Source organism: Pedobacter sp. JCM 36344 (assembly GCF_046546555.1).
Taxonomy (GTDB): Bacteria; Bacteroidota; Bacteroidia; order Sphingobacteriales; family Sphingobacteriaceae; genus Pedobacter.
This window is the reverse complement of sequence record NZ_JBKHKK010000023.1, coordinates 1-19,266: the sequence shown is the minus strand read 5'-3', so window position 1 is coordinate 19,266 and position 19,266 is coordinate 1. Positions and strand designations below refer to the sequence as shown.

Genomic DNA, 19,266 nt, shown 5'->3' with positions numbered 1-19,266 from the left:
GAACGAGCCACATCTTAGAAAGTAAAATATATAAGTATGACAAACCAAATTACACCGGATAAAAAAGACAGCAGAGAAAAGTTTATTGAACTGTTTCGTCTATTTGAAAATACGTTAAACGGACAGAAAGATTATGTAGGGCATACTATAAAAAAAACAGCGATACAGCGATTAAGCGCTGACGTGGATTTTCCAACCAGGAGAAATGAGAATTGGAAATATACCAATGTTGCAGAGCTGCTTCAAGTACAATACCAACAGCCCAAACTTGTTGATATAACAATAGCGGACATAAGCCCTTTTCTTTTTGAAGGGCTGGATGCATATCTGCTGGTTTTTGTGAATGGTAAATACAATAAAGTACTTTCATCAAAGGACGGACTATCGAACAAAATAATGGTGCAGGATATTTCCGCTGGATTGCAAGAAGATGGGCTGACAAAAGCAACAGTTTCTGAATACTTAAATAAATGGGCAAGCAAAGAAAAGGATCCCTTTATTGTATTAAATACCGCTTTTGCTCAAAATGGAATTTTTATTTATGTACCTGACGGACTTGTTGTGGATCGACCTGTTCATATACTAAATATCGCTTTTACAAAAGACGAAGCTTCAGTTATCAGCCCACAAAAAATAATTGTTGTTGGAGAAAATAGTAAGCTCACAATTATTGAAACTTATCATTATATAAATTATCCCCAACAAACCTATTTCACAAATACTGTTAGCCAGTTGGTTCTAAAAAGAAATGCGGTAGTTGAACATTATAGAATTCAAGATGAAGGAGAGAATGCCTTTTTTATCAATAACACAAAAGTGGAGCAAATGCGGGATAGTACCTACAGCTCTTATGTAGTTGACTTGGGTGGAAAATTAGTAAGGAACAATCTAAGCTCCATTTTAAAGGATAGCGGCACCACTACCAATTTTTATGGCATTTATGTCGGCATGGATAAACAGCATATAGATAATCAAACCTTTATAGATCACGCATATCCGAATTGTAACAGCAACGAGTTGTATAAAGGAATTCTTACGGATAATGCTAAGGGAGTATTTAATGGTAAGATTATGGTACGACCGGATGCTCAAAAGACAAACGCATTTCAGAAAAACCATAGCCTTGTATTATCAAAAAATGCCTCGATGAATAGCAAACCCCAGTTGGAAATTTTTGCAGATGATGTTAAATGCAGTCACGGTGCCACTATCGGGCAACTGAATCAAGAGGCATTATATTATATGCGCTCCAGAGGACTTTCTAAAAAAGAAGCCATATCCGTTTTAAAACAGGCTTTTTTAACGGAGATAACCGAACTAATTAAAATTGATCCTGTAAGGGAAAAAGTACAACAGATGATTGTTGATAAGTTTAAGCAATTGCCTGAAACAAATAATGAACTATTAAACTGATAAATAACATGGCCGAAATAACTAAAGAGAATATTCTAAAAATACTGACTTCCGTTATTGAGCCAGACCTCAAGAGAAGTATTGTTGAATTGGGATTAGTTAGCGATATTCATATTGAAGGCGAGAAAATTAGCTTTAATGTTAAAATAAGCAGCCCGACCATGCATAGTAAAATGCAAATGAAAAATAGTTGTATTAATATTATTAGACAATTGTTAGGTGAGCATATTCAGGTAAATATAGATATACAAGCCCTCCCGGGTTTTAAGAATAGAAGTCCTGAACTCCGCTCACTATTACCGGGTGTCAAACACATTATTGCTGTTGCCTCAGGAAAAGGTGGTGTAGGAAAATCTACTGTTGCAGCTAATCTTGCAGTGGCGTTAAGTCTTTCAGGCGCAAAAGTAGGCTTGTTAGATGCAGATATTTATGGACCATCGATGCCACTCATGTTTGGTCTGGTGAATAGAAAGCCAATAATTACTAGTACATCTGGCCGAAATATTATGGAACCAATTGTATCTCATGGAGTGGAAATTTTATCTATAGGTTTTTTTGCTGAAGCATCGCAGGCGGTTCCCTGGCGTGGACCGATGGTATCCAAAGCTCTCATTCAATTATTTCAGGATGCAGATTGGGGTAAGTTAGATTATCTGCTTGTGGATCTTCCACCAGGGACAGGAGATATTCATTTAACGCTGGTAGATAAAATCCCGCTTACAGGAGCTATTGTAGTGAGTACTCCACAAGAAGTTGCTTTAGCTGATGCGAGAAAAGGCATTGATATGTTCAAAATGCCTATGATTAATGTCCCGGTGCTTGGATTGGTTGAAAATATGGCATACTATATCCCGGAAAGTAATCCTGATAAAAAAGATTATATTTTTGGACAAGATGGTGCAAAAAAATTGGCCAAAGAAATGAATGTTCCACTATTAAGTCAGATCCCTTTAATAACAAGAATACGGGAGGCGGGAGATGTTGGAGCACCGGCAGCATTAAATGAAAATACGATAGAAGGCAAAATATTTAAAGACTTAGCCCAAAATGTAATTGAATGCGTAAAAAATTTGAGTGCGGCCTCATCGAAAGAAAAAATTGATTTGGAAGCCATTAAGAGTCCATACAGATAAATGAAACATTAATAAAAATAATTACAGACAATAAAAAATATACTTATGGAAGCAACAGATAAAATAACATTAGAAATAAAGATCATAGATGTTCTGCAAACCTGTTTTGACCCGGAAATACCTACCAATATCTATGATTTAGGGTTGGTATATGAAATCAACATTAATGAGGAAGCCAATGTGCATACTAAAATGACACTAACCTCACCTGGCTGCCCTGTAGCTGGAACACTTCCTCCGGAAGTGGAAGAGAAGATTAGGAATATTGAGGGAGTGAGCAGTTCTAAAGTAGAAGTAGTTTGGGAGCCAGCCTGGTCAAAAGATATGATGAGTGAAGTGGGTAGACTTGAAACCGGAATGATGTAGATTAATTTAATTAATAACCCCATAACTAAATAAAAAAAAATGGAAATATCAAATTTAACAAATACAACTCAGTACCCAAGCTATGATGCTGTTACTGTTCAGCCCATGCGAGATGAACTAAAATCTGTAGGTTGCAAAGAATTATTAACACCGGAAGATGTAGATAAGGCATTAAGCAGAAATGATGACAAAACGGTGCTTGTGGTAATAAATTCCGTATGCGGTTGTTCGGCAGGTAGTGGACGACCAGGAGTAATGATGGCCTTACAAAATATTATCATCCCTAATGAGCTTTACACACTATTTGGTGGAATGGAAAAAGATGCGATTGACCGATACAGGAGTAAATATCTTCCAAATCATCAGACTTCCTCACCCCACATTGCCCTTTTTAAAAATGGCGAACCACTGGCTATTTTTCAACGATCTGACATTGAAGTACATACAGCGGAAAACATTGCCAGTGAACTAATAACTCTTTTTAACAAAGAGAGCAATAATACGGGGCCATCGATTTCTGCGAAAGATTTTGAAAAGGTTACACAAGGTAAATACGGTTGCTACACTGATTCTTTTAAGAAACAAGAATAAATAAAAACTACAATCATGAAAATAACAGCTCAGGTTGAGTATGGATTAAGAATAATGGTAAGGATAACCCGCTGCAAGGATGAGAAAGGATTAAGTATTCGTCAGCTAAGTGAAGCAGAAGGGTTATCTGCAAACTATGTCGCTAAATTAACCCGGGTACTTCGCATCAAGGGATTGATTAACAGTACTAGAGGGCATATGGGCGGATATGTATTGTCAAAGCCTGCTGCTGATATAACAATAAACCATACGTTGAAAGCTTTAGGGGGAAGTTTTTTCGATAAAAAATTCTGTGAAAGTCATTCGGGAATACTTGCGCTATGCACCAATTCAGTGGATTGCTCTATCCGATCGCTCTGGTCAGTAATGCAGATAACACTTGATAAGTTGCTGGATGAAGTAACTATGGCAGATATGGTGAAAAACGAAAAAGAGGTCTCCAGTGTTTTGCAGAATATTATTGACGGAAATGCTACTGGAGTTTTAAATTAAATTTTGTTTACTAAAATTAAACCGCAATGGCTATAATAATAACAGAGGAATGTATTAATTGTGGTGCATGCGAGCCTGAATGTCCGAATAATGCAATCTATGATGCCGGAGCAACCTGGAGATTTTCAGAGGGCACTGAATTAATTGGCACCATCGATTTGGGTGATGGGACTACCCTTAATACCGAAGAAACACAAGCTGCACTATCAGATGAAATATATTATATAGTACCCGATAAGTGTACCGAGTGTGTTGGTTTCCATGATGAACCCCAATGTGCCGCAGTTTGTCCGGTAGATTGTTGTGTGGATGATCCAGACCATAGAGAAACAAAGGAAGAATTACTAAACAAGAAAGAGTTTATGCATCTTATATGACGACTGTACTTACAAAAATACAAACAGAAAAGGCTGGTCAATTTATTGGGCATGGAGGAGCTATTTTCACTTTAGAACCTGCACACGATGCTTACCTTTTTTACTCTGGCAGCAGCGATAATCTGGTAGTAGAATGGAGTCTTAAAGATCAAAAGCAAAACAAAGTTGTTGCCAGATTACCCGCTAAAGCCTTGGCATTGAAATATATTCCGGATAGAAACCAATTACTTGTTGGCCAGTCATTAGGAGGCATCCACGTTATTGACTTAAACAAGAATGAAGAAATAAAGCTGTTACAGCTTCACCGGCAATCCATTTATGACATCCAATATCTTCCGGAAAAAGAATGCTTCTGGGCGGTAGCTGGTGACGGGACACTTTCCGTTTGGTCAATCAACGATTTTTCATTGATTACCGCATTAAAACTTTGTGATAAAAAGATACGCAGTATAGATTTCAATATTGTTTTGAAAGAAGCAGCCATTGGATGTGGTGACGGGTCTATTCGTATTTTTGATTTTGAAACTTTTGAAGAAAAGAAACTACTTAAGGGGCATGTTGATGATTTTTCAGTTAATACAGTATGCTATCATCCAAACGGCAAATATCTTTTGTCCGGTTCGAGAGATGCCTATTTGAATATATGGGATATTGAAAACGATTGTGCTTTAATCCACCATATTCCTGCCCATAACTATGCCATTTATAGCATAGTTTTCAGTCCTGATAAAAAGTTTTTTGCTACCGGAAGCAGAGATAAAACAATTAAGATATGGAATGCTGAAAACTTTGAGCTGCTGTTACGGATAGAACATGCTAAACACGAAGGCCATACCCATTCGGTGAATAAACTTTTATGGAGTGATTTTAATAATTATCTAATTTCAACCGGTGATGACAAAGCTATCATGGTATGGAAAATTGCCTAAATGCACTAACGTGCCCACCAGGAATGTTTTATTGCCACCTCGGTTTTAACAAAAAATGCTATTGAACCAATTTATTAATAAAAAAAATGGAACAATTAATATTAACAAAAAATGTAGAAGAAGTAATGCTTTTAGATGTTCTTAAAATTCGAAAAGATTTCCCTATCCTTTCACGAATGGTGAACGATAAACCATTAATTTATTTCGATAACGGCGCTACTACACAGAAGCCGAAACAAGTGATTGATGCCATCGTAAAATATTACACCGTGCAGAATGCCAACATTCACCGTGGAGTCCATCGGATGAGTCAGGATGTAACCAATGAATACGAGAACGCCCGTATTACGGTTCAAAAACACATAGGCGCTAAATATGAGCACGAAATAATCTTTACTAGCGGAACTACTGATAGCATAAACTTCATAGCTACTGCGTTCGGGAAAAAGTATGTGAATGCCGGGGACGAGATTGTTGTTAGTGAGATGGAGCATCACAGTAATATTCTTCCGTGGCAACAGCTATGCGAAGAAAAAAATGCAGTACTGAAAGTTATCCCAATGACCGACAGTGGGGAATTGCGGATGGACGAATACAAAAAATTACTTTCTGCAAAAACAAAACTAATTGCCATTACGCACGTGTCAAACACGCTCGGTACGGTAAATTCCGTAAAGGAGATGATCGCTATCGCTCACTCGAAAAATATTCCCGTGCTTGTAGATGGAGCCCAATCAATCCCTCATATAAAAGTGGATGTGCAAGATTTAGACGCAGATTTTTATTGCTTCAGCGGACACAAAGTTTATGCGCCAACAGGAGTCGGAATTCTCTACGGCAAAGAAGAATGGCTTAAAAAACTTCCGAATTATCAAGTGGGAGGCGGAACCATTAAAACGGTTTCATTTAATAAATCAGAATACGCAGAATCTCCTCTCCGATTTGAGGCGGGCACTCCAAATATTGAAGGAGGAATTGGGCTGGCCGTGGCACTGGATTACATCAACGCACTCGGTCTTGAAAAAATTGCTGCTTATGAACACGAACTGCTTAGGTATGCTACAGAAAAACTCTCTGAAATTGAAAATTTGCGGATTATCGGCACAGCAAAAGAAAAAGCAAGTGTAATTTCCTTTGTAGTGGAAGGTATCCATCCACTCGACATAGGAGTGCTCCTTGATGCACAGGGAATTGCAGTACGAACAGGGCACCACTGTACGCAACCGCTAATGGCACATTATCAAATCCCAGGGACTGTGCGTGCAAGTTTTTCATTTTATAATACAAAAGAAGAAATAGATATTTTCTCTAACGCGATTGTTAAATCAATTAAACGGATAAACAAAAAATGATCGAGATTAAAACGATAGAAAATACAGAACAGGAACTCGTGGAAGAATTCGCTGAGTTTGAGGACTTGTTTGATAAATTTGGATACCTGATTGATTTGGGTAAAGCCCTGAACCCATTAGATGATTCACTGAAAATAGATAGCCGTATGATAAAAGGATGTCAGGCGCATGTCTGGTTATATAGTGAATTGAAAGACGGAAAAATTATTTTTCAAGCAGATGCAAATGCAGATTATGCGAAAGGTCTTGTAGCTATGATGATTTATGTGCTTTCGGGACATACACCTGATGAGATTATTAATGCACCACTTAACTTTATTGAAAGAATAGGATTTAAAAGTATGCTTTCAATGAAACGTGCGGGAGGATTGGAGAGCATGATAAAGCAAATGAAACTTGATGCGGTGGTGTACAAAGTAAAAGTTTGAAATTCACTTGGCGAAAGCAGCACAAGCGGCAAGTAACATTTAGAATAGATCTCTTAAATACATGACAGAAGAAGCTATTAACGCCGAGCTAACCAGCATTTGGAAAGAATTTGCCGGAAAATTTCAAAGCCAGTATTTAAATGAGGTCTTAGAAAGAAAATTCGGATTCTCAATACCTGAGCAGTCAGACATTCTGATATCTGGAATCAATCAGTCCTACCAACCAAAGAATGTCAAAGCACTATTGCGATATACTTACAGTGATGCAAAGCACCGCTACTTTACTACTTTAAGAAAGATTATACCTTCTGAAATTGGCGGGAAAACTATCACAGTGTCCTATATTGATTTATTCTATTTTAGAAACACTGAACAAAATATTCTCAGTGAGTACTACAATGAGAAGCAATTAGGTATTAACTTCTTAGCTAAACAATTAAAAGTAACCCAAAAAATTGTCGAGTGGATTGCGCCAAAGGTAATATTGGTAATGAATAAAGGTTCATGGGCTTTTTGGGGAAAGAATCCTAAACCTATTTGGATGGGCTACGAAATGCACTTATTAAATGATGCTCTACAATTTGGAGAGCTATATGAGATCTCAGGATTAAAACCTAACATAGAACGGATTGTACCAGAAATCAAGAGGTCAAATTTAATAGGAACAAAAGTCTATTTCTCCAGACACTTAGGCAGAGTTAGTAACGACAATTTAGCGCTGATTAAAGCGGAGATTTCTTCAATGTTTTAATTTATCCCCCCGCTTGAAGATCTTGATTTTTAAGAATTCTTTTGTGAAGGTATGATATAGAGTAACTAGCTGTTTATCTAATGCACATACAGCTGGATTAAAATATTAGCTATCTAGTCACATCCTTGATGTTGCCACATTTTCAGTGGCCGACTATTTTAAAGCTAAAAAAACAGAAAGCTTTTATCCCAATGAGTTGAGAAGTTTCTTACGGACTGGCCAGATTCCGCGAGAAATTTGAACCTATCGCAGACACAACCTTTCAAGCGATTTGAAATTCTTAGAAGACGGTCATTAAGCCTTGAATGTGATAGTAAATGTGGTGCCTTCATTGACACGGCTCTCCATTTCTATATGGCCGCCCAGACTTGTTAAATGACTGTTTACCAAATACAGGCCAATACCCTTACTGTCTATATTATCATGAAACGTTTGATTGAATCCAAAAACCCGGCCTTTTACTTTTTCCATATCAAATCCAATCCCATTATCTTTAAATTTTAAGGTCACATTACCATCCAATTTTTTACTCTCCAGGGATATTTGAGGATAGGTATTAGGCTTTGCGTATTTAATTGAATTAGAGACCAGGTTGAGGAATATGCTTTCAATATAAGTTTTATTAAAAGTTATCGCATCCACACTGGTAAAATCTGCAAAAATCTCAGTCTTGGTATCTAAAATTAATGACTTCAATGACCGCTCTATATTACGCAATGATTCTGAAAAACTTACCGGACCTAACTGGATATTCAAGCTTTTTTTCTGTATTAAAATATCAACGTAATTGTTTAAAGTTTCACGCAAATTCTCTGATGACTGTTTCAATAGATCCAGTAATAAAACTATTTCATCGTTCTCGACCTTCGTATCCTCGATGATGCTAAATATCGATATTAAATTATCTACGGGTGACCTAAGATCGTGCGCCGCCGTATAAGCTAATTTTTTAAGCTCATTATTAGTTGCTGTAAGGCTAGTAAGTAATAGGTTCCTATCCTCTTCAAGCCGCTTTTTGTGCGTGATGTTCTTAGCTATTCCGAACACCAGCTGTTTTTCTTCAATTCCTATAGATGTCCACGACAACCAAACTATTTCCCCTGATTTGGTCACATATCGATTCTCGAAATTTATCAGCGGAATAGATCGTTTGACTGCCTCTCTGCTTTCTATTGTGGTCGTTTGGTCCTCGAAATAAACAAACTCATTTATCGGTCTGGCTAACAGCTCCTGCTGAGTATATCCCAATGTCTTTGAGACGGCGGGATTTATCTTTTTAAAAAAACCATCATAACCAGCAATACAGATCATTTCTGGCGACAATTGCACAAAATGATCTATATCAAATGTATTAGTTAAAAGCAAATCGTCCAAATTTTTAACGGTGTCCATCTCTCGGTGTCTTCAATATAAACAATTTTACTTCTTTTAAATGAAACGATCTAAAGTTAGATCAGATCAACATCCTTAACTGTGCAGCTATATCTTTGCGATGCATTCCCAATGGCTCAGGTTAATATCATTGATGGATTTAATTAGTCAGATCCAACTATTGTCCCTTTTAAACCAGGAGCGTAGGTTAAGTCTGATGATATTATTTGGGCTGAGATAATGATTGCTGGATTCGTAAAAATCGACCGAATCGCGACGGTCTCTTCCGTTCTTGTTCTGAACGTTGTAAAAATACTTGGTATTTGTTCGTTTGAAAACAGCGTGCAAAAACAGATATAGCCATTTACGAGCATAAAAATAAAGGATGGCATTGATTGTAAGAAACTATCTTTCATTTTAACCCTTATTACAAAACCAATTAACATCAATAGAGCAAGACCACCTGAAGCAATTACCAGAATCGGATTCCAAACCAGCCCAAGCAATAGTCCTAAGCCACCAAGCAGTTGCAGAACTCCAACAAGGCCCCTGAATTTATCGAGGCCATAGCGTTCAAACTCCTCTTTCATCCCAGAATTTAGAAAGAACGAGCTTCCATAAAATAGGAAGGCAACACCAGAAACGACAATCAAAATATTAACAAGCATCAAGAACCTATCAGACCGGAATGTACGCCGGCTACAAACAAAGACAAGATCAATAGAAGCGCTGAAGGCACAAATTTTAGCAAGGGGTTTTTGACCTTTACATGCGCGGCCTGTGCGCACAACATTAGAAAAGCCATCAAAAGCGCAGGAATCAGTACCAATTTAGGGTACCAAATACCAGCAATCAAAAGGGTAGAAAGGGCTATTTTAGAAGCACCAACAAGATTTCGCAATAGGTCTGGAATACCATACTGCTTAAACTCTCTGACAATATTATCATAACGAACAATCCAGACAAAGCAAATGGAAAGTGCTATGACTATTTGGGCACAACTTGAAAGTGTATTCACAGCAAATAGAGTTAAAGGTGATTTAATAGACTACAATGGAGTTTTATCGTTTGGACCGTATTGTTTCTTTTGCGCATAGAATAATCCCCATGCAAAACCAACATACAATAAGACTACGATGACCGTAAGAATGATCAGATCTAGATTTTCCATACTAATCTTTCTTTTTAAAGTTAAAATAGATTAACAATCCGACCATTGTAGGTGGCCATAGCCCTATAAAAATGGCCCGGTCATGGTCTTTTAAAACTAGATAGTAATATTCCGATATGAATATGATAGCTATGATCATAGTCAGTATCGCAAATTCGAATTTAGAAAATTTATTCATTTGATTTAATTTTTTGATTCAACAATTTAAGAATAACTTTTGTTTAACTCATGTATTTTGAATTAAACAATCAATCTTTATATTGAATTGTGCTGCGTCTTAACGATCATCTTCTTTTACTGATCTTGTTGTAGCTTATTTGTTTTTGCAGACTGCACTTAAACCTCAGCGAAGATTCACCTAACATTTCATGTTTAGTTGCCCTCCCATGTACCCTTTCGCGCCAAAGTTTAAAACTCGATGCCTTCATTTCTTTGCGCATCAGCCTAATCACCTGTTGCTCAGAAAGCCCAAATTGTAACCTGATAGCGTCAAAAGAAGTACGATCTTCCCAAGCCATTTCAATGATACGATCCGTATCAACCACACTCAAGTCACTAGTTTCAGTTATTTTATTTAATTGCAAAGTCATTCTCTTATTAATTTGTAAATATAGCATTATTTTGTACTACTTATTTTGATTTAGTATAATATCGTTGCATTAACATTGTTGCTTCAGCATAACAACCTGGTTACTTGGCAAGATTCATATAAGTTTAATTATATTACTAAAAATATTAGTAATATTGTATTTTCTAAATGGGTCTGTGATGAGAAATAATATTAAAGAGAATGGCGACCTTCAATACGAGGCAAGACTAAAGATTTCAAAGAAAGCATTTGAAGAGGGATGCGTAATCCGTTCCAGCGTAACCAGGACATTCTACACCCCAAGAGAATTCCTGGACTCAGACGAGAAGGTGGAAATTAAAATTTATGGGATGCAGGAATATTCAGACTTTACGCTTCATTATCCCGCTAATGCAATCAATTTCAAAATGGAAGAATTAGCCAAATCAAACCAGCAGTTTCAGGACTTCATGAAAAAAATGCTGAATGCATTTGAATTGAGTCCGTTAGATAAGAAAAAAAAACACAGTTAACAGCAAAAAAAGCTATCAAAAGGCACTTAAAATAATCGCGGTTACTAATTTTAAAGGAACATATCAATATTTAAACACAATTTTCTTGCTACTTTTGAATCATAGCACGTGGTATGTTAAACCCTGCTACATCTTACTCCCAAATCCCTATTAAATGAAAATTACTCCACTAATTTTTCGAAACTTTCGGTACAAGTTTCTCGTCGCTGCTATTGGAATCGGCCCTTTGCTTATTGCATGTAATAAAGACGATAGCAAAAATAATCTGCAAAAAATTCCAACGGCTAGTCCCGCCGTTAATGATGTCTCAGTTGGTGTACTGAGCAAGATCATTGGCGGGATTTACAGGGAAGTCTGGAACAACAATTTCGGCAACGATGTAGCGCAGATTACATTACAGAGCACCCCTTCTACTACCATCCCGCTTAATTCGCTAGAAGGTCCTATTAACGTTGGCGAAAATTACGGTGCAAGGATTCGTGGCTACGTCATCGCACCTACAACAGGAGATTATACTTTCTGGATTGCTGCGGATGATGCCGGAGAGCTATGGCTTTCTAACGATGCAGAGCCTGTGAACAAAGTGAAGATAGCCTATACACTTAGCTGGAATAATACCAGGGAATGGACTAGATTTGGCTCGCAGAAATCCAAACTAATACCTTTACAGGCAGGGCAAAAATATTATATTGAAGTGTTGCATAAACAGGGAGCCGGTGGAGGAAATCTTTCAGTTCAGTGGATGCTGCCAGATGGGAAAATAGAGTCTCCGATACCGGGCAACCGCCTGGAGAGTTATGTTGAGACCATTCCTCAGGAATCCCCCTCCTCGCCTAAAATAGACCTTTATGGAAAACATGATATTACAATCAGCGGTAAATCTTTCAGCGGAGGATCAGCACCGTTGATTAAACTCAGCAATTGCTATAATATTCGCATCGTCGATAACAGACTTTCAAACTCAAGTGATGTGGGGATATACTTATATAACTGTAAAAACATCACCATAGAAAATAACTATTTTACTAAAGTAAGTACAGGTGTTTATGCAGACCATACCGAAGGCGGAATAGTGGTTAATAACAATCAGTTTTTAAATATGCAAGGTCCTTTCCCGAGAGGTCAGTTTGTACAATTTAACAATGTTAAAGGTGCTGGCAGTTCCATCAGCAACAATAGAGGGGAGAATATTATCGGACAAAGTTATGCAGAAGATGCAATCAGCTTGTACCAAAGCGAAGGAACATCTTCCAGTCCTATTTCGATCAAAGGAAACTTGATCCGGGGTGGCGGACCAAGTGCTAGCGGTGGTGGCATCATGCTTGGTGACAACGGTGGTTCTTATTTATACGCTTCGGATAACATCCTGGTAGATCCCGGCCAGTTTGGCATGGCTATAGCCGGGGGGCATCACATCACAATTGTAAATAATTCCATTTACGGTAAGCAGCAGCCCTTTACCAACGTTGGTTTATATGTTAACGATATTGGTGGATGGAAAACATCTGATTGTAAAGTCACTAACAACAAGGTGAGGTATTACAATAAGGCTAATTACATGAATCCTGCCTGGCTTTCGCCGAACAGCGCTAAGCCAGAAGGATGGGATGCGAATCTCTGGGGTGCTTCAATTGATGCCTCTATCCTACCCGAGGTACTGATCACAAAAAAATAAGCTATTAATAAGCCTTTCAGTTCTCACTGAAAGGCTTATTTTTTCTCGATGGCTTGGCGATGAAATTAACCAGCCACCTCAATTAATCCTAGATAAACACTAGTACCCTCGTGTTTTCCATCTGCAGTCGCGAAGCAGATATAACAGTGTAAGCTTTTGCCAATAAAATGACTGACATCTAATATCACATTCAAATCTGAACGCTTACATGTTTCTGTAAAGAAGACGTTATCGGGTTCAATTGGCTCATAAACCAAGACTGTCGCCAGATCTGAATACTGGCAATTTATGGATTGCGGCATATTGAACCAGCTAATATTTAAGAACCCATTTTCAGTAACCAACACGGGAGATTCAGGTCCCTCTACATCTCCAATGCTGTAAACTAATTTGGGATAATTTAGCTCTAGCCTTCCATTCACTGTTATAAACGCATGATCAAAATTGTAGGAATAGGCTGCATTTGCCGCAGTATTGTGCTTAACCATTTTCTTAAATCCTACAGTTACCAAGCTCTTTATGTCACTTAAAAAAGAATTTAGTTTGCCAAAGCGAACCCTTGAAATTATCTGACTTTCAGTCTTCTTTTTCCGTCTTTTGAGTTTTTTGGAGATTCCTGTAATCACATTCTGACCTTTGTGGATCTTCCCAATTACAGATCCTGTCTTATTTATCATAGGACCCAATATTCCTGATTTTATGATTCCCATAACTATTGGATTGTTAAATTTAAACTTCCCAGATAAGTACTGTCAGACACCTGTTTTCGATCAGCAGCCACGAAAGCGATATAGGTTTCTGCACGTAGCCCTTTTAAACTTGGTGGAAGAGTCAGTTGATCTGCACCGGTATTTCTTGCATTTCCACCAATTGTAACTAAAGACCTTTCTTTTTCAGGAAAATAGGCAATCATCATGACCAAATCGGTTGATTCTGGCCATTGCATTGTTGGGGTTGCCGCCCAGGTGAATGAAATGACTTCCTCGGTCACAGAAGCCTGTAAGTCCGCGCCCGGGTTAAGTAGCCCTCTGCTAAGCACCAGTTTTGAGAAGTCTACATTAAAATTAGGATACACACCGGTCATCATTTTCTGGCTGTTAATCCCTACAGCCATGTTGAAGGTATTTTGGGTAGTACCCTTAATCTCGATGCTAAAACCGACATTGAAAAACGCTTTCAGATGTTTTAAAAGCTTGCTGGATATTGAAGTCTTCATCCTTACGCTCAGTTGCGGAATTGTCCAATTTTCAGGGATTACTCCAATGCTTCTAGAAACATTTTGTCCATTTAATTCATAGTAAACTATTTTACCTACTCTTCCTTTAACGGGGCCATTAAGGCCATTCTTTAAAATTCCCATAATATTTTGTTTTTTAGCAAGTTAACATTAAGTGTGCCAATAACGTGGTAAGGAGTACATATAAAATCATGTAAAAATCATATTAACATCAAGTTAAAAACAGGGTTGCCGTATTATTGCTATATCCTTAAAATATCTTTGCTGTATGGTTGCAGTATCTCATTAAATACGTCAACGATACGTCAATAATATGGCAACTATACGGCAAGGATACAGCAACTCTGTTTTTGATATGGTTTTAAGGTGTTTTTTAGGTGTTTCCAGGCAAAGTAGTACCTTTGTAAAGGTGTAGCTCTGATGGGGTTTAGCTGCGACCAAATTCAAATTAACACCTGCAATATTCAAATCTTCCTATACAAGCAAGACCCAAAGTTCTTACCTTGAGATCAATGATTTCGACCCGGTATATGCGAAGTATAATTACATTGACGCTTTTCTTTCTTTCACAAATCTGCTCTGCACAAAAGCTGGAGATAAAACTGGATCGTATCCATCCGATCATTTTAAATGACAATAGTGGAGATTCCATAAGAAAGCATTTATCCTATACATTTTTCAACTATGATTCCAAAATCGAAGGAAGAAATACCTTAAAAATTTGTGCATTCTACTCAAATCGGTTGGCGGTAAATTATAAACATGCCTTAGAGAAAATTCCTCAACTAAGAACATATATAAATCCCGGCTCAAACGTATTTGAGCAAACTGCGGAAGGTTATGGAGGTAAATTTGCCATACCTATTTTTGATTCTACCGGAGTTATCATCACGGTAAATGGGATAAATGCCCAAAATGCATATGATTATGAGTTTCGAATTTTGGAGGACAATAAAAAAGTAGTTTTGGATTGGAAAAGGCCAAAGATTTTTGCTGACGTCTATGTGATGAGCAGAATTGCTGACCCAAATAAGATTGACGAGGTAACGGCATATCTCGGACAATTCAAAGAGGATTTTGGAAAAGCGCTAACGTTTCAGGTGAGACAACTGAGCAGTCCTGATAGTTGGAGTTGCTACATTTGAACAGACATTAAGTTAAGAGGATTTGATAGCTTAACATTATGTCAATAGAAAGAAAAGCGTTCCCGAAAGAGTTCAAGGTGCTGAGTGTTGAACGGAGCATTACCAGAAATGATTTGACAGTTTTAGCCAAAGAATTGGACTTTCCACGGTCGTTATTATATCGCCGGAGGAAGGAGTATTCGCAAAGTATCTCTAAAGAAAAACGGCAACTTATCTGAGAAGTTCACACCAAAACGAAATAATGTAAAGTTTATCTCGCATCATATCATAAAACGGTGGAATAATGATGCATGGCTTTCGTATTACCAGATAAGGAGGGTTTTATTAAAAGGTAGAATCAGTCTTAAGAAAGTAAGGTATCAAAAACCTATTTTTATTACATATTATTTATTCTTATTGTCCCCAATTGGTATTACTTAGTTGTCTTGCTATTAACTAAGCAAGTAAAAAACACTATGATACCTGAGCAATATTTTTCTTGATATCTATTGCATTTCTAATCTGCCGCAAATTAAATTCATATGTCGTTATCTACTCTCATAAAAACGTTATCAATAATTTTAATTCTTTCGTTTCAACCCATATTTATTATTGCGCAAAATAATTCTAGTATAGAAGGGCAAGTACTTAATGAAAAAGGCGAAGCGTTAAAATCAGCAACTGTATTCATTAATGGTTCTCAACAAATAACCATAACAAATGATGAGGGCAAATTCAAATTTGAAAAATTATCGATTGGAACATTCCCTTTAGTAGTTAGAATGTTAGGTTACATTTCGCATGTACAAAACATACAGTTGGTTGATAAAAACATGTTTATTAAAGTTATTTTGCAGGAACAAAATTATAATCTGCAAGAAGTGGTCATAGGCACCAATAATGACAGCGACAAAAATTATAAACTTTTTAAAACGAATTTCTTAGGGAAATCCAAAAATTCGGCTGACTGTAAAATACTCAATGATAGCGTAATAAGCTTACAGTTTAATAAGAAAGAAGGATTACTTAAAGCTTCAACTGATGAATTTCTAATTATAGAAAATAAAGCCTTAGGGTATCGTATTAAGTACTTACTTAGAATGTTCCAATATAGTACCCTAACAGACGTTACTCTTTACGACGGACAAGCTGTTTTCGAAGATCTTACTGGCACCGAAAAAGAAAAACTTAAATGGCAAGAAAGTCGGAAAAAAGCATATTACGGGTCTCTAATGCATTACCTTCGATCAGTCTATCAAAATACAGTGCTTAAGGAGGGCTTTTTAACCCATCCCGTATTTTCGACACAATTCTATGAGGCCGTGCAGGCGAAAGACCTTAGTATTGACCCTAGACCGGTTCAATTTGATACCCTAGTTTATATTGTTGATTCAGCATTTATATCCTTAAAATTTAAAAATGAACTCTATGTACACTACAATCCAAAGGAGGCTTCTAGAATTAAAGTAGATGCAAAACCAGAAGCTGCTGAGACTATTTTACTGAATTATGATGGCTCTTTACTCAAGCTTCATTTAGAAGAAGCCTTAATTGATGAAAAGGGAAGTATGGTTCATTATAATACCTTTTTTATAGAAGGCTTTTGGGGAAATAAGAGGATTGCTGATCAGTTACCCTTTGAATATAATCCAACTTAGCATTCGATTGGCATTAATACCTAACAGCGTAAATATTATGAAGCAATTGGCAACTTATATCATGTAGTATTTTAATCATTATATTAGAAATATGAAACTCCAAATAAAAACTACACTCTCTATCCTGTTTAGTTTGTTGACAGCAATCGGCATGGCACAGGATAAATTCACCATTACTGGAAACCTTTCTCAAGCAGGATCTAACAAAATGGTTTTCTTAAGCTACGTAAACAGCGAAGGAAAAGCTGCAAAAGATAGCACTTTGGTTACTAATGGTAAATTTAAAATCATTGGTACAACTGCTTTTGGAAATAGATCTTATCTGGAACTTATACCAGTTCCTAAAAACGATTTTAAAACGAGCGGAATTGCAGACCGCAAAGAATTTTATTTAGAAAAGGGAAACACAATAGTTGTTGGAAAGAATCGCATTTCTACCGCTGTTATTTCGGGAACAAAAGTTCAAAAGGAGTATATCGATTATCATGCTCAAATGGATCCCGTTGAAAAGAAATATGAACAAATTGCTGCACGTTACGAAAAAGCAAGCAGTGAAAAAGACTCTTTAGAACTTAAGGAAATTGCTCTTGACGGGGGGGCTGTAGTATCTAAGATGAAGTTAGTGCTTGACAATTTTATTGCTAGGCATCCCGATTCTTATTTTACTGCGGATTTGGTACTTCTTAATAAAATGATATTCGTAAAAGGGCCGGAATTTGAATCAATCTATAAAGCACTCGGCCCTAGATTACTTAATAGCTTCACAGGAAAAAAAATAACCGACCAATTCAATAAGGCAAAGCTATCTGATATTGGGAAAACAATCGATTTTAGTCTCCCAGATAAAGAAGGTAATGAATTTAAACTTTCCTCATTAAAAGGGAAATACGTATTAGTAGATATTTGGGCAAGTTGGTGTGTGCCATGTCGCGCAGAAAATCCATTTATGTTAAAAGCTTACAAGGAACTTAAGAACAAGAACTTTGAGATTGTAGGAGTTTCATTAGATGATAAGAGAGTAGCTTGGGTAGATGCTGTGGAGCAAGATAAATTACCATGGACACAGGTGAGTGATTTAAAAGGTTTTAAAACGGAAATTGCAGTTCGTTTAGCTATTCATCTTATACCTCAAAACGTATTGATAGATCCAGAGGGAAAGATAATTGCGAAAGACTTAAGAGGTGCAAATTTAAATAAAATGATTGCTAGCTATATAAAGTAAATCCATATTCTTTTAAAGAACAACTTTAAGCTCAATTTTATCACTAGGCTATATATTATCATTAAAGGGTGGAATAATGGAGAATACAAGATTTAGCGCAAGCCAGATTTGTCGCACAAACCGAAATTTTTCTTTTTGCCGTAAAGTTTAATCAAAGCCAGATTAGCTAGGACAGTCTTTTTAAAGGAGGGAATAATGATCTGGATTTACATTAAATCGATTTATGAGATTATAGGCTATCATATTGTACCTGGTAATTATTTGCCAATAAATAGTTAAAAGAAAATAGGCGATAATGTCCCTTCAAAAGATTTCAAAATGTTGTTTCAACAGATTTTAAGTTTTACTTACTCCTTTGCTAACTCCAAGAGTTTAGTTTTCAATTGCTGACCATGCAATTGAAAATCGGTGCTAACAACACGCCCTTTATTGTCTACCAAAGCGTAATGTGGAATTCCAGTAATCTTAAATTTCTGTTTTAAGTGATTGTATTGATCAGAGCCTAAACGGTAGTGTTCTCCTTTGATGCTTGGAATGACAGAATTATAGCTGTTAGTTGGCGATGAGTCGTCTGTAATGTATAGAAAAACTATGTCTTCATTTTTCAGCTCTTCTTTAATAGGGGCAATCAACCGTATGGCTTCTCGACATGGACTACACCATGTTGCCCAGAAATCTACATATATCACTTTGTTTCTATACTTACGAATGATCTCATTAAAAGCAAAATCACCTTGAGTTTTAGGCGCCTCATTATTAGCATAACCCGTTTTAAGCTTATTATCCTCAATAAGTTTGGCTAGGCCGTAATTATAACTACTAAGAATTCCATAAATTTCGGTAAACGTAAATTCTTTTTTTACATTAATTAGCTC

The 19,266-nt window shown here is 36.8% G+C and carries 24 protein-coding genes; 16 read left to right on the top strand and 8 right to left on the bottom strand.

The window, feature by feature from the left end; all coding sequences use genetic code 11:
* The first annotated feature begins 36 nt into the window (after positions 1–36).
* The 10 genes from sufD (at position 37) to ACHFIZ_RS17145 (ending at position 7,832) form a co-directional block, all read left to right on the top strand.
* Complete coding sequence (sufD, locus tag ACHFIZ_RS17190; RefSeq protein WP_410888098.1) at positions 37–1,413, top strand: Fe-S cluster assembly protein SufD; 1,377 nt, start codon at positions 37–39, stop codon at positions 1,411–1,413.
* 8 nt (positions 1,414–1,421) lie between these two features.
* Positions 1,422–2,546, top strand: coding sequence for a P-loop NTPase (locus tag ACHFIZ_RS17185; protein ID WP_410888096.1), 1,125 nt, complete (start codon positions 1,422–1,424; stop codon positions 2,544–2,546).
* 45 nt (positions 2,547–2,591) lie between these two features.
* Positions 2,592–2,912 carry an iron-sulfur cluster assembly protein gene (locus ACHFIZ_RS17180; protein WP_410888094.1) on the top strand — a complete coding sequence of 107 codons (321 nt, stop codon included), beginning with the start codon at positions 2,592–2,594 and terminating at the stop codon, positions 2,910–2,912.
* A 39-nt stretch (positions 2,913–2,951) separates the two neighbouring features.
* On the top strand, positions 2,952–3,503 hold the full coding sequence (locus tag ACHFIZ_RS17175; RefSeq protein WP_410888092.1) for a BrxA/BrxB family bacilliredoxin: 552 nt from the start codon (positions 2,952–2,954) through the stop codon (positions 3,501–3,503).
* Between the two features lie 15 nt (positions 3,504–3,518).
* Entirely contained in the window at positions 3,519–3,995 is a 477-nt protein-coding gene (locus tag ACHFIZ_RS17170; protein WP_410888090.1) for an RrF2 family transcriptional regulator, read from the top strand.
* Positions 3,996–4,021: 26 nt separating this feature from the next.
* On the top strand, positions 4,022–4,372 hold the full coding sequence (locus tag ACHFIZ_RS17165) for a 4Fe-4S dicluster domain-containing protein (RefSeq protein WP_410888088.1): 351 nt from the start codon (positions 4,022–4,024) through the stop codon (positions 4,370–4,372).
* Positions 4,369–5,301, top strand: a complete 933-nt coding sequence (locus ACHFIZ_RS17160) for a WD40 repeat domain-containing protein (RefSeq protein WP_410888086.1) — start codon at positions 4,369–4,371, stop codon at positions 5,299–5,301. Before ACHFIZ_RS17165 ends, ACHFIZ_RS17160 begins: the two co-directional genes overlap by 4 nt.
* Positions 5,302–5,426: 125 nt before the next feature.
* Positions 5,427–6,653 carry an aminotransferase class V-fold PLP-dependent enzyme gene (locus tag ACHFIZ_RS17155; RefSeq protein WP_410888116.1) on the top strand — a complete coding sequence of 409 codons (1,227 nt, stop codon included), beginning with the start codon at positions 5,427–5,429 and terminating at the stop codon, positions 6,651–6,653.
* Positions 6,650–7,081: a SufE family protein gene (locus ACHFIZ_RS17150; protein ID WP_410888084.1), complete on the top strand. Its 432-nt coding sequence runs from the start codon at positions 6,650–6,652 to the stop codon at positions 7,079–7,081. Before ACHFIZ_RS17155 ends, ACHFIZ_RS17150 begins: the two co-directional genes overlap by 4 nt.
* Before the next feature lie 61 nt (positions 7,082–7,142).
* Entirely contained in the window at positions 7,143–7,832 is a 690-nt protein-coding gene (locus ACHFIZ_RS17145) for a hypothetical protein (RefSeq protein WP_410888082.1), read from the top strand.
* A 294-nt stretch (positions 7,833–8,126) separates the two neighbouring features.
* On the opposite strand, the gene ACHFIZ_RS17140 is transcribed toward ACHFIZ_RS17145, so the two are convergent.
* The 5 genes from ACHFIZ_RS17140 to ACHFIZ_RS17120 all read right to left on the bottom strand — a co-directional run bounded on the left by ACHFIZ_RS17140 (position 8,127) and on the right by ACHFIZ_RS17120 (position 10,964).
* Entirely contained in the window at positions 8,127–9,224 is a 1,098-nt protein-coding gene (locus ACHFIZ_RS17140; RefSeq protein WP_410888080.1) for an ATP-binding protein, read from the bottom strand.
* 143 nt (positions 9,225–9,367) lie between these two features.
* The gene (locus tag ACHFIZ_RS17135; protein ID WP_410888078.1) at positions 9,368–9,871 is read right to left on the bottom strand and encodes a DoxX family protein; all 504 of its coding nucleotides are present in this window, start codon (positions 9,869–9,871) and stop codon (positions 9,368–9,370) included.
* Positions 9,871–10,221 carry a DoxX family protein gene (locus ACHFIZ_RS17130; protein ID WP_410888076.1) on the bottom strand — a complete coding sequence of 117 codons (351 nt, stop codon included), beginning with the start codon at positions 10,219–10,221 and terminating at the stop codon, positions 9,871–9,873. Before ACHFIZ_RS17130 ends, ACHFIZ_RS17135 begins: the two co-directional genes overlap by 1 nt.
* A gap of 30 nt (positions 10,222–10,251) precedes the next feature.
* Positions 10,252–10,374 (bottom strand): hypothetical protein, encoded by a 123-nt coding sequence (locus tag ACHFIZ_RS17125; RefSeq protein WP_410888074.1) that lies wholly within the window; start codon positions 10,372–10,374, stop codon positions 10,252–10,254.
* Between the two features lie 284 nt (positions 10,375–10,658).
* Positions 10,659–10,964 carry a TIGR03643 family protein gene (locus tag ACHFIZ_RS17120; protein WP_410888072.1) on the bottom strand — a complete coding sequence of 102 codons (306 nt, stop codon included), beginning with the start codon at positions 10,962–10,964 and terminating at the stop codon, positions 10,659–10,661.
* A 178-nt stretch (positions 10,965–11,142) separates the two neighbouring features.
* On the opposite strand from ACHFIZ_RS17120, the gene ACHFIZ_RS17115 reads away from it, so the two are divergent.
* Entirely contained in the window at positions 11,143–11,475 is a 333-nt protein-coding gene (locus tag ACHFIZ_RS17115; protein ID WP_410888070.1) for a hypothetical protein, read from the top strand.
* 154 nt (positions 11,476–11,629) lie between these two features.
* Entirely contained in the window at positions 11,630–13,150 is a 1,521-nt protein-coding gene (locus ACHFIZ_RS17110) for a right-handed parallel beta-helix repeat-containing protein (RefSeq protein ID WP_410888068.1), read from the top strand.
* 65 nt (positions 13,151–13,215) lie between these two features.
* Here the strand turns inward: ACHFIZ_RS17110 and ACHFIZ_RS17105 are convergent, their stop codons facing one another.
* Positions 13,216–13,860, bottom strand: coding sequence for a DUF6266 family protein (locus tag ACHFIZ_RS17105; protein WP_410888066.1), 645 nt, complete (start codon positions 13,858–13,860; stop codon positions 13,216–13,218).
* A 2-nt stretch (positions 13,861–13,862) separates the two neighbouring features.
* Complete coding sequence (locus ACHFIZ_RS17100) at positions 13,863–14,510, bottom strand: DUF6266 family protein (RefSeq protein ID WP_410888064.1); 648 nt, start codon at positions 14,508–14,510, stop codon at positions 13,863–13,865.
* A 389-nt stretch (positions 14,511–14,899) separates the two neighbouring features.
* Between ACHFIZ_RS17100 and ACHFIZ_RS17095 the strand changes: the two genes are divergently transcribed.
* The 4 genes from ACHFIZ_RS17095 to ACHFIZ_RS17080 all read left to right on the top strand — a co-directional run bounded on the left by ACHFIZ_RS17095 (position 14,900) and on the right by ACHFIZ_RS17080 (position 18,391).
* A complete protein-coding gene (locus tag ACHFIZ_RS17095) occupies positions 14,900–15,532 on the top strand; it encodes a hypothetical protein (protein WP_410888062.1) in 633 nt (210 codons plus the stop codon).
* 38 nt (positions 15,533–15,570) lie between these two features.
* Complete coding sequence (locus ACHFIZ_RS17090) at positions 15,571–15,750, top strand: hypothetical protein (RefSeq protein WP_410888060.1); 180 nt, start codon at positions 15,571–15,573, stop codon at positions 15,748–15,750.
* 303 nt (positions 15,751–16,053) lie between these two features.
* On the top strand, positions 16,054–17,169 hold the full coding sequence (locus ACHFIZ_RS17085; protein ID WP_410888058.1) for a carboxypeptidase-like regulatory domain-containing protein: 1,116 nt from the start codon (positions 16,054–16,056) through the stop codon (positions 17,167–17,169).
* Positions 17,170–17,260: 91 nt separating this feature from the next.
* Positions 17,261–18,391, top strand: coding sequence for a redoxin domain-containing protein (locus ACHFIZ_RS17080; protein ID WP_410888057.1), 1,131 nt, complete (start codon positions 17,261–17,263; stop codon positions 18,389–18,391).
* 347 nt (positions 18,392–18,738) lie between these two features.
* Here ACHFIZ_RS17080 and ACHFIZ_RS17075 read toward each other — a convergent pair.
* Positions 18,739–19,266 (bottom strand): TlpA family protein disulfide reductase (locus tag ACHFIZ_RS17075; protein ID WP_410888055.1); only part of this gene is annotated, 528 nt, incomplete at its 5' end.

Excerpts from the sequence above, each read along its gene's own strand:
- ACHFIZ_RS17110 (WP_410888068.1), top strand. The coding sequence starts at position 11,630 with ATGAAAATTACTCCACTAATTTTTCGAAACTTTCGGTACAAGTTTCTC.
- sufD (WP_410888098.1), top strand. The coding sequence starts at position 37 with ATGACAAACCAAATTACACCGGATAAAAAAGACAGCAGAGAAAAGTTT.
- ACHFIZ_RS17125 (WP_410888074.1), bottom strand. The coding sequence starts at position 10,374 with ATGGAAAATCTAGATCTGATCATTCTTACGGTCATCGTAGTCTTATTG.
- ACHFIZ_RS17145 (WP_410888082.1), top strand. The coding sequence starts at position 7,143 with ATGACAGAAGAAGCTATTAACGCCGAGCTAACCAGCATTTGGAAAGAA.
- ACHFIZ_RS17185 (WP_410888096.1), top strand. The coding sequence starts at position 1,422 with ATGGCCGAAATAACTAAAGAGAATATTCTAAAAATACTGACTTCCGTT.
- ACHFIZ_RS17100 (WP_410888064.1), bottom strand. The coding sequence starts at position 14,510 with ATGGGAATTTTAAAGAATGGCCTTAATGGCCCCGTTAAAGGAAGAGTA.
- ACHFIZ_RS17085 (WP_410888058.1), top strand. The coding sequence starts at position 16,054 with ATGTCGTTATCTACTCTCATAAAAACGTTATCAATAATTTTAATTCTT.
- ACHFIZ_RS17155 (WP_410888116.1), top strand. The coding sequence starts at position 5,427 with ATGCTTTTAGATGTTCTTAAAATTCGAAAAGATTTCCCTATCCTTTCA.
- ACHFIZ_RS17080 (WP_410888057.1), top strand. The coding sequence starts at position 17,261 with ATGAAACTCCAAATAAAAACTACACTCTCTATCCTGTTTAGTTTGTTG.
- ACHFIZ_RS17160 (WP_410888086.1), top strand. The coding sequence starts at position 4,369 with ATGACGACTGTACTTACAAAAATACAAACAGAAAAGGCTGGTCAATTT.
- ACHFIZ_RS17180 (WP_410888094.1), top strand. The coding sequence starts at position 2,592 with ATGGAAGCAACAGATAAAATAACATTAGAAATAAAGATCATAGATGTT.
- ACHFIZ_RS17175 (WP_410888092.1), top strand. The coding sequence starts at position 2,952 with ATGGAAATATCAAATTTAACAAATACAACTCAGTACCCAAGCTATGAT.
- ACHFIZ_RS17135 (WP_410888078.1), bottom strand. The coding sequence starts at position 9,871 with ATGCTTGTTAATATTTTGATTGTCGTTTCTGGTGTTGCCTTCCTATTT.
- ACHFIZ_RS17170 (WP_410888090.1), top strand. The coding sequence starts at position 3,519 with ATGAAAATAACAGCTCAGGTTGAGTATGGATTAAGAATAATGGTAAGG.
- ACHFIZ_RS17090 (WP_410888060.1), top strand. The coding sequence starts at position 15,571 with ATGTCAATAGAAAGAAAAGCGTTCCCGAAAGAGTTCAAGGTGCTGAGT.
- ACHFIZ_RS17120 (WP_410888072.1), bottom strand. The coding sequence starts at position 10,964 with ATGACTTTGCAATTAAATAAAATAACTGAAACTAGTGACTTGAGTGTG.
- ACHFIZ_RS17165 (WP_410888088.1), top strand. The coding sequence starts at position 4,022 with ATGGCTATAATAATAACAGAGGAATGTATTAATTGTGGTGCATGCGAG.
- ACHFIZ_RS17105 (WP_410888066.1), bottom strand. The coding sequence starts at position 13,860 with ATGGGAATCATAAAATCAGGAATATTGGGTCCTATGATAAATAAGACA.
- ACHFIZ_RS17150 (WP_410888084.1), top strand. The coding sequence starts at position 6,650 with ATGATCGAGATTAAAACGATAGAAAATACAGAACAGGAACTCGTGGAA.
- ACHFIZ_RS17140 (WP_410888080.1), bottom strand. The coding sequence starts at position 9,224 with ATGGACACCGTTAAAAATTTGGACGATTTGCTTTTAACTAATACATTT.
- ACHFIZ_RS17115 (WP_410888070.1), top strand. The coding sequence starts at position 11,143 with ATGAGAAATAATATTAAAGAGAATGGCGACCTTCAATACGAGGCAAGA.
- ACHFIZ_RS17095 (WP_410888062.1), top strand. The coding sequence starts at position 14,900 with ATGATTTCGACCCGGTATATGCGAAGTATAATTACATTGACGCTTTTC.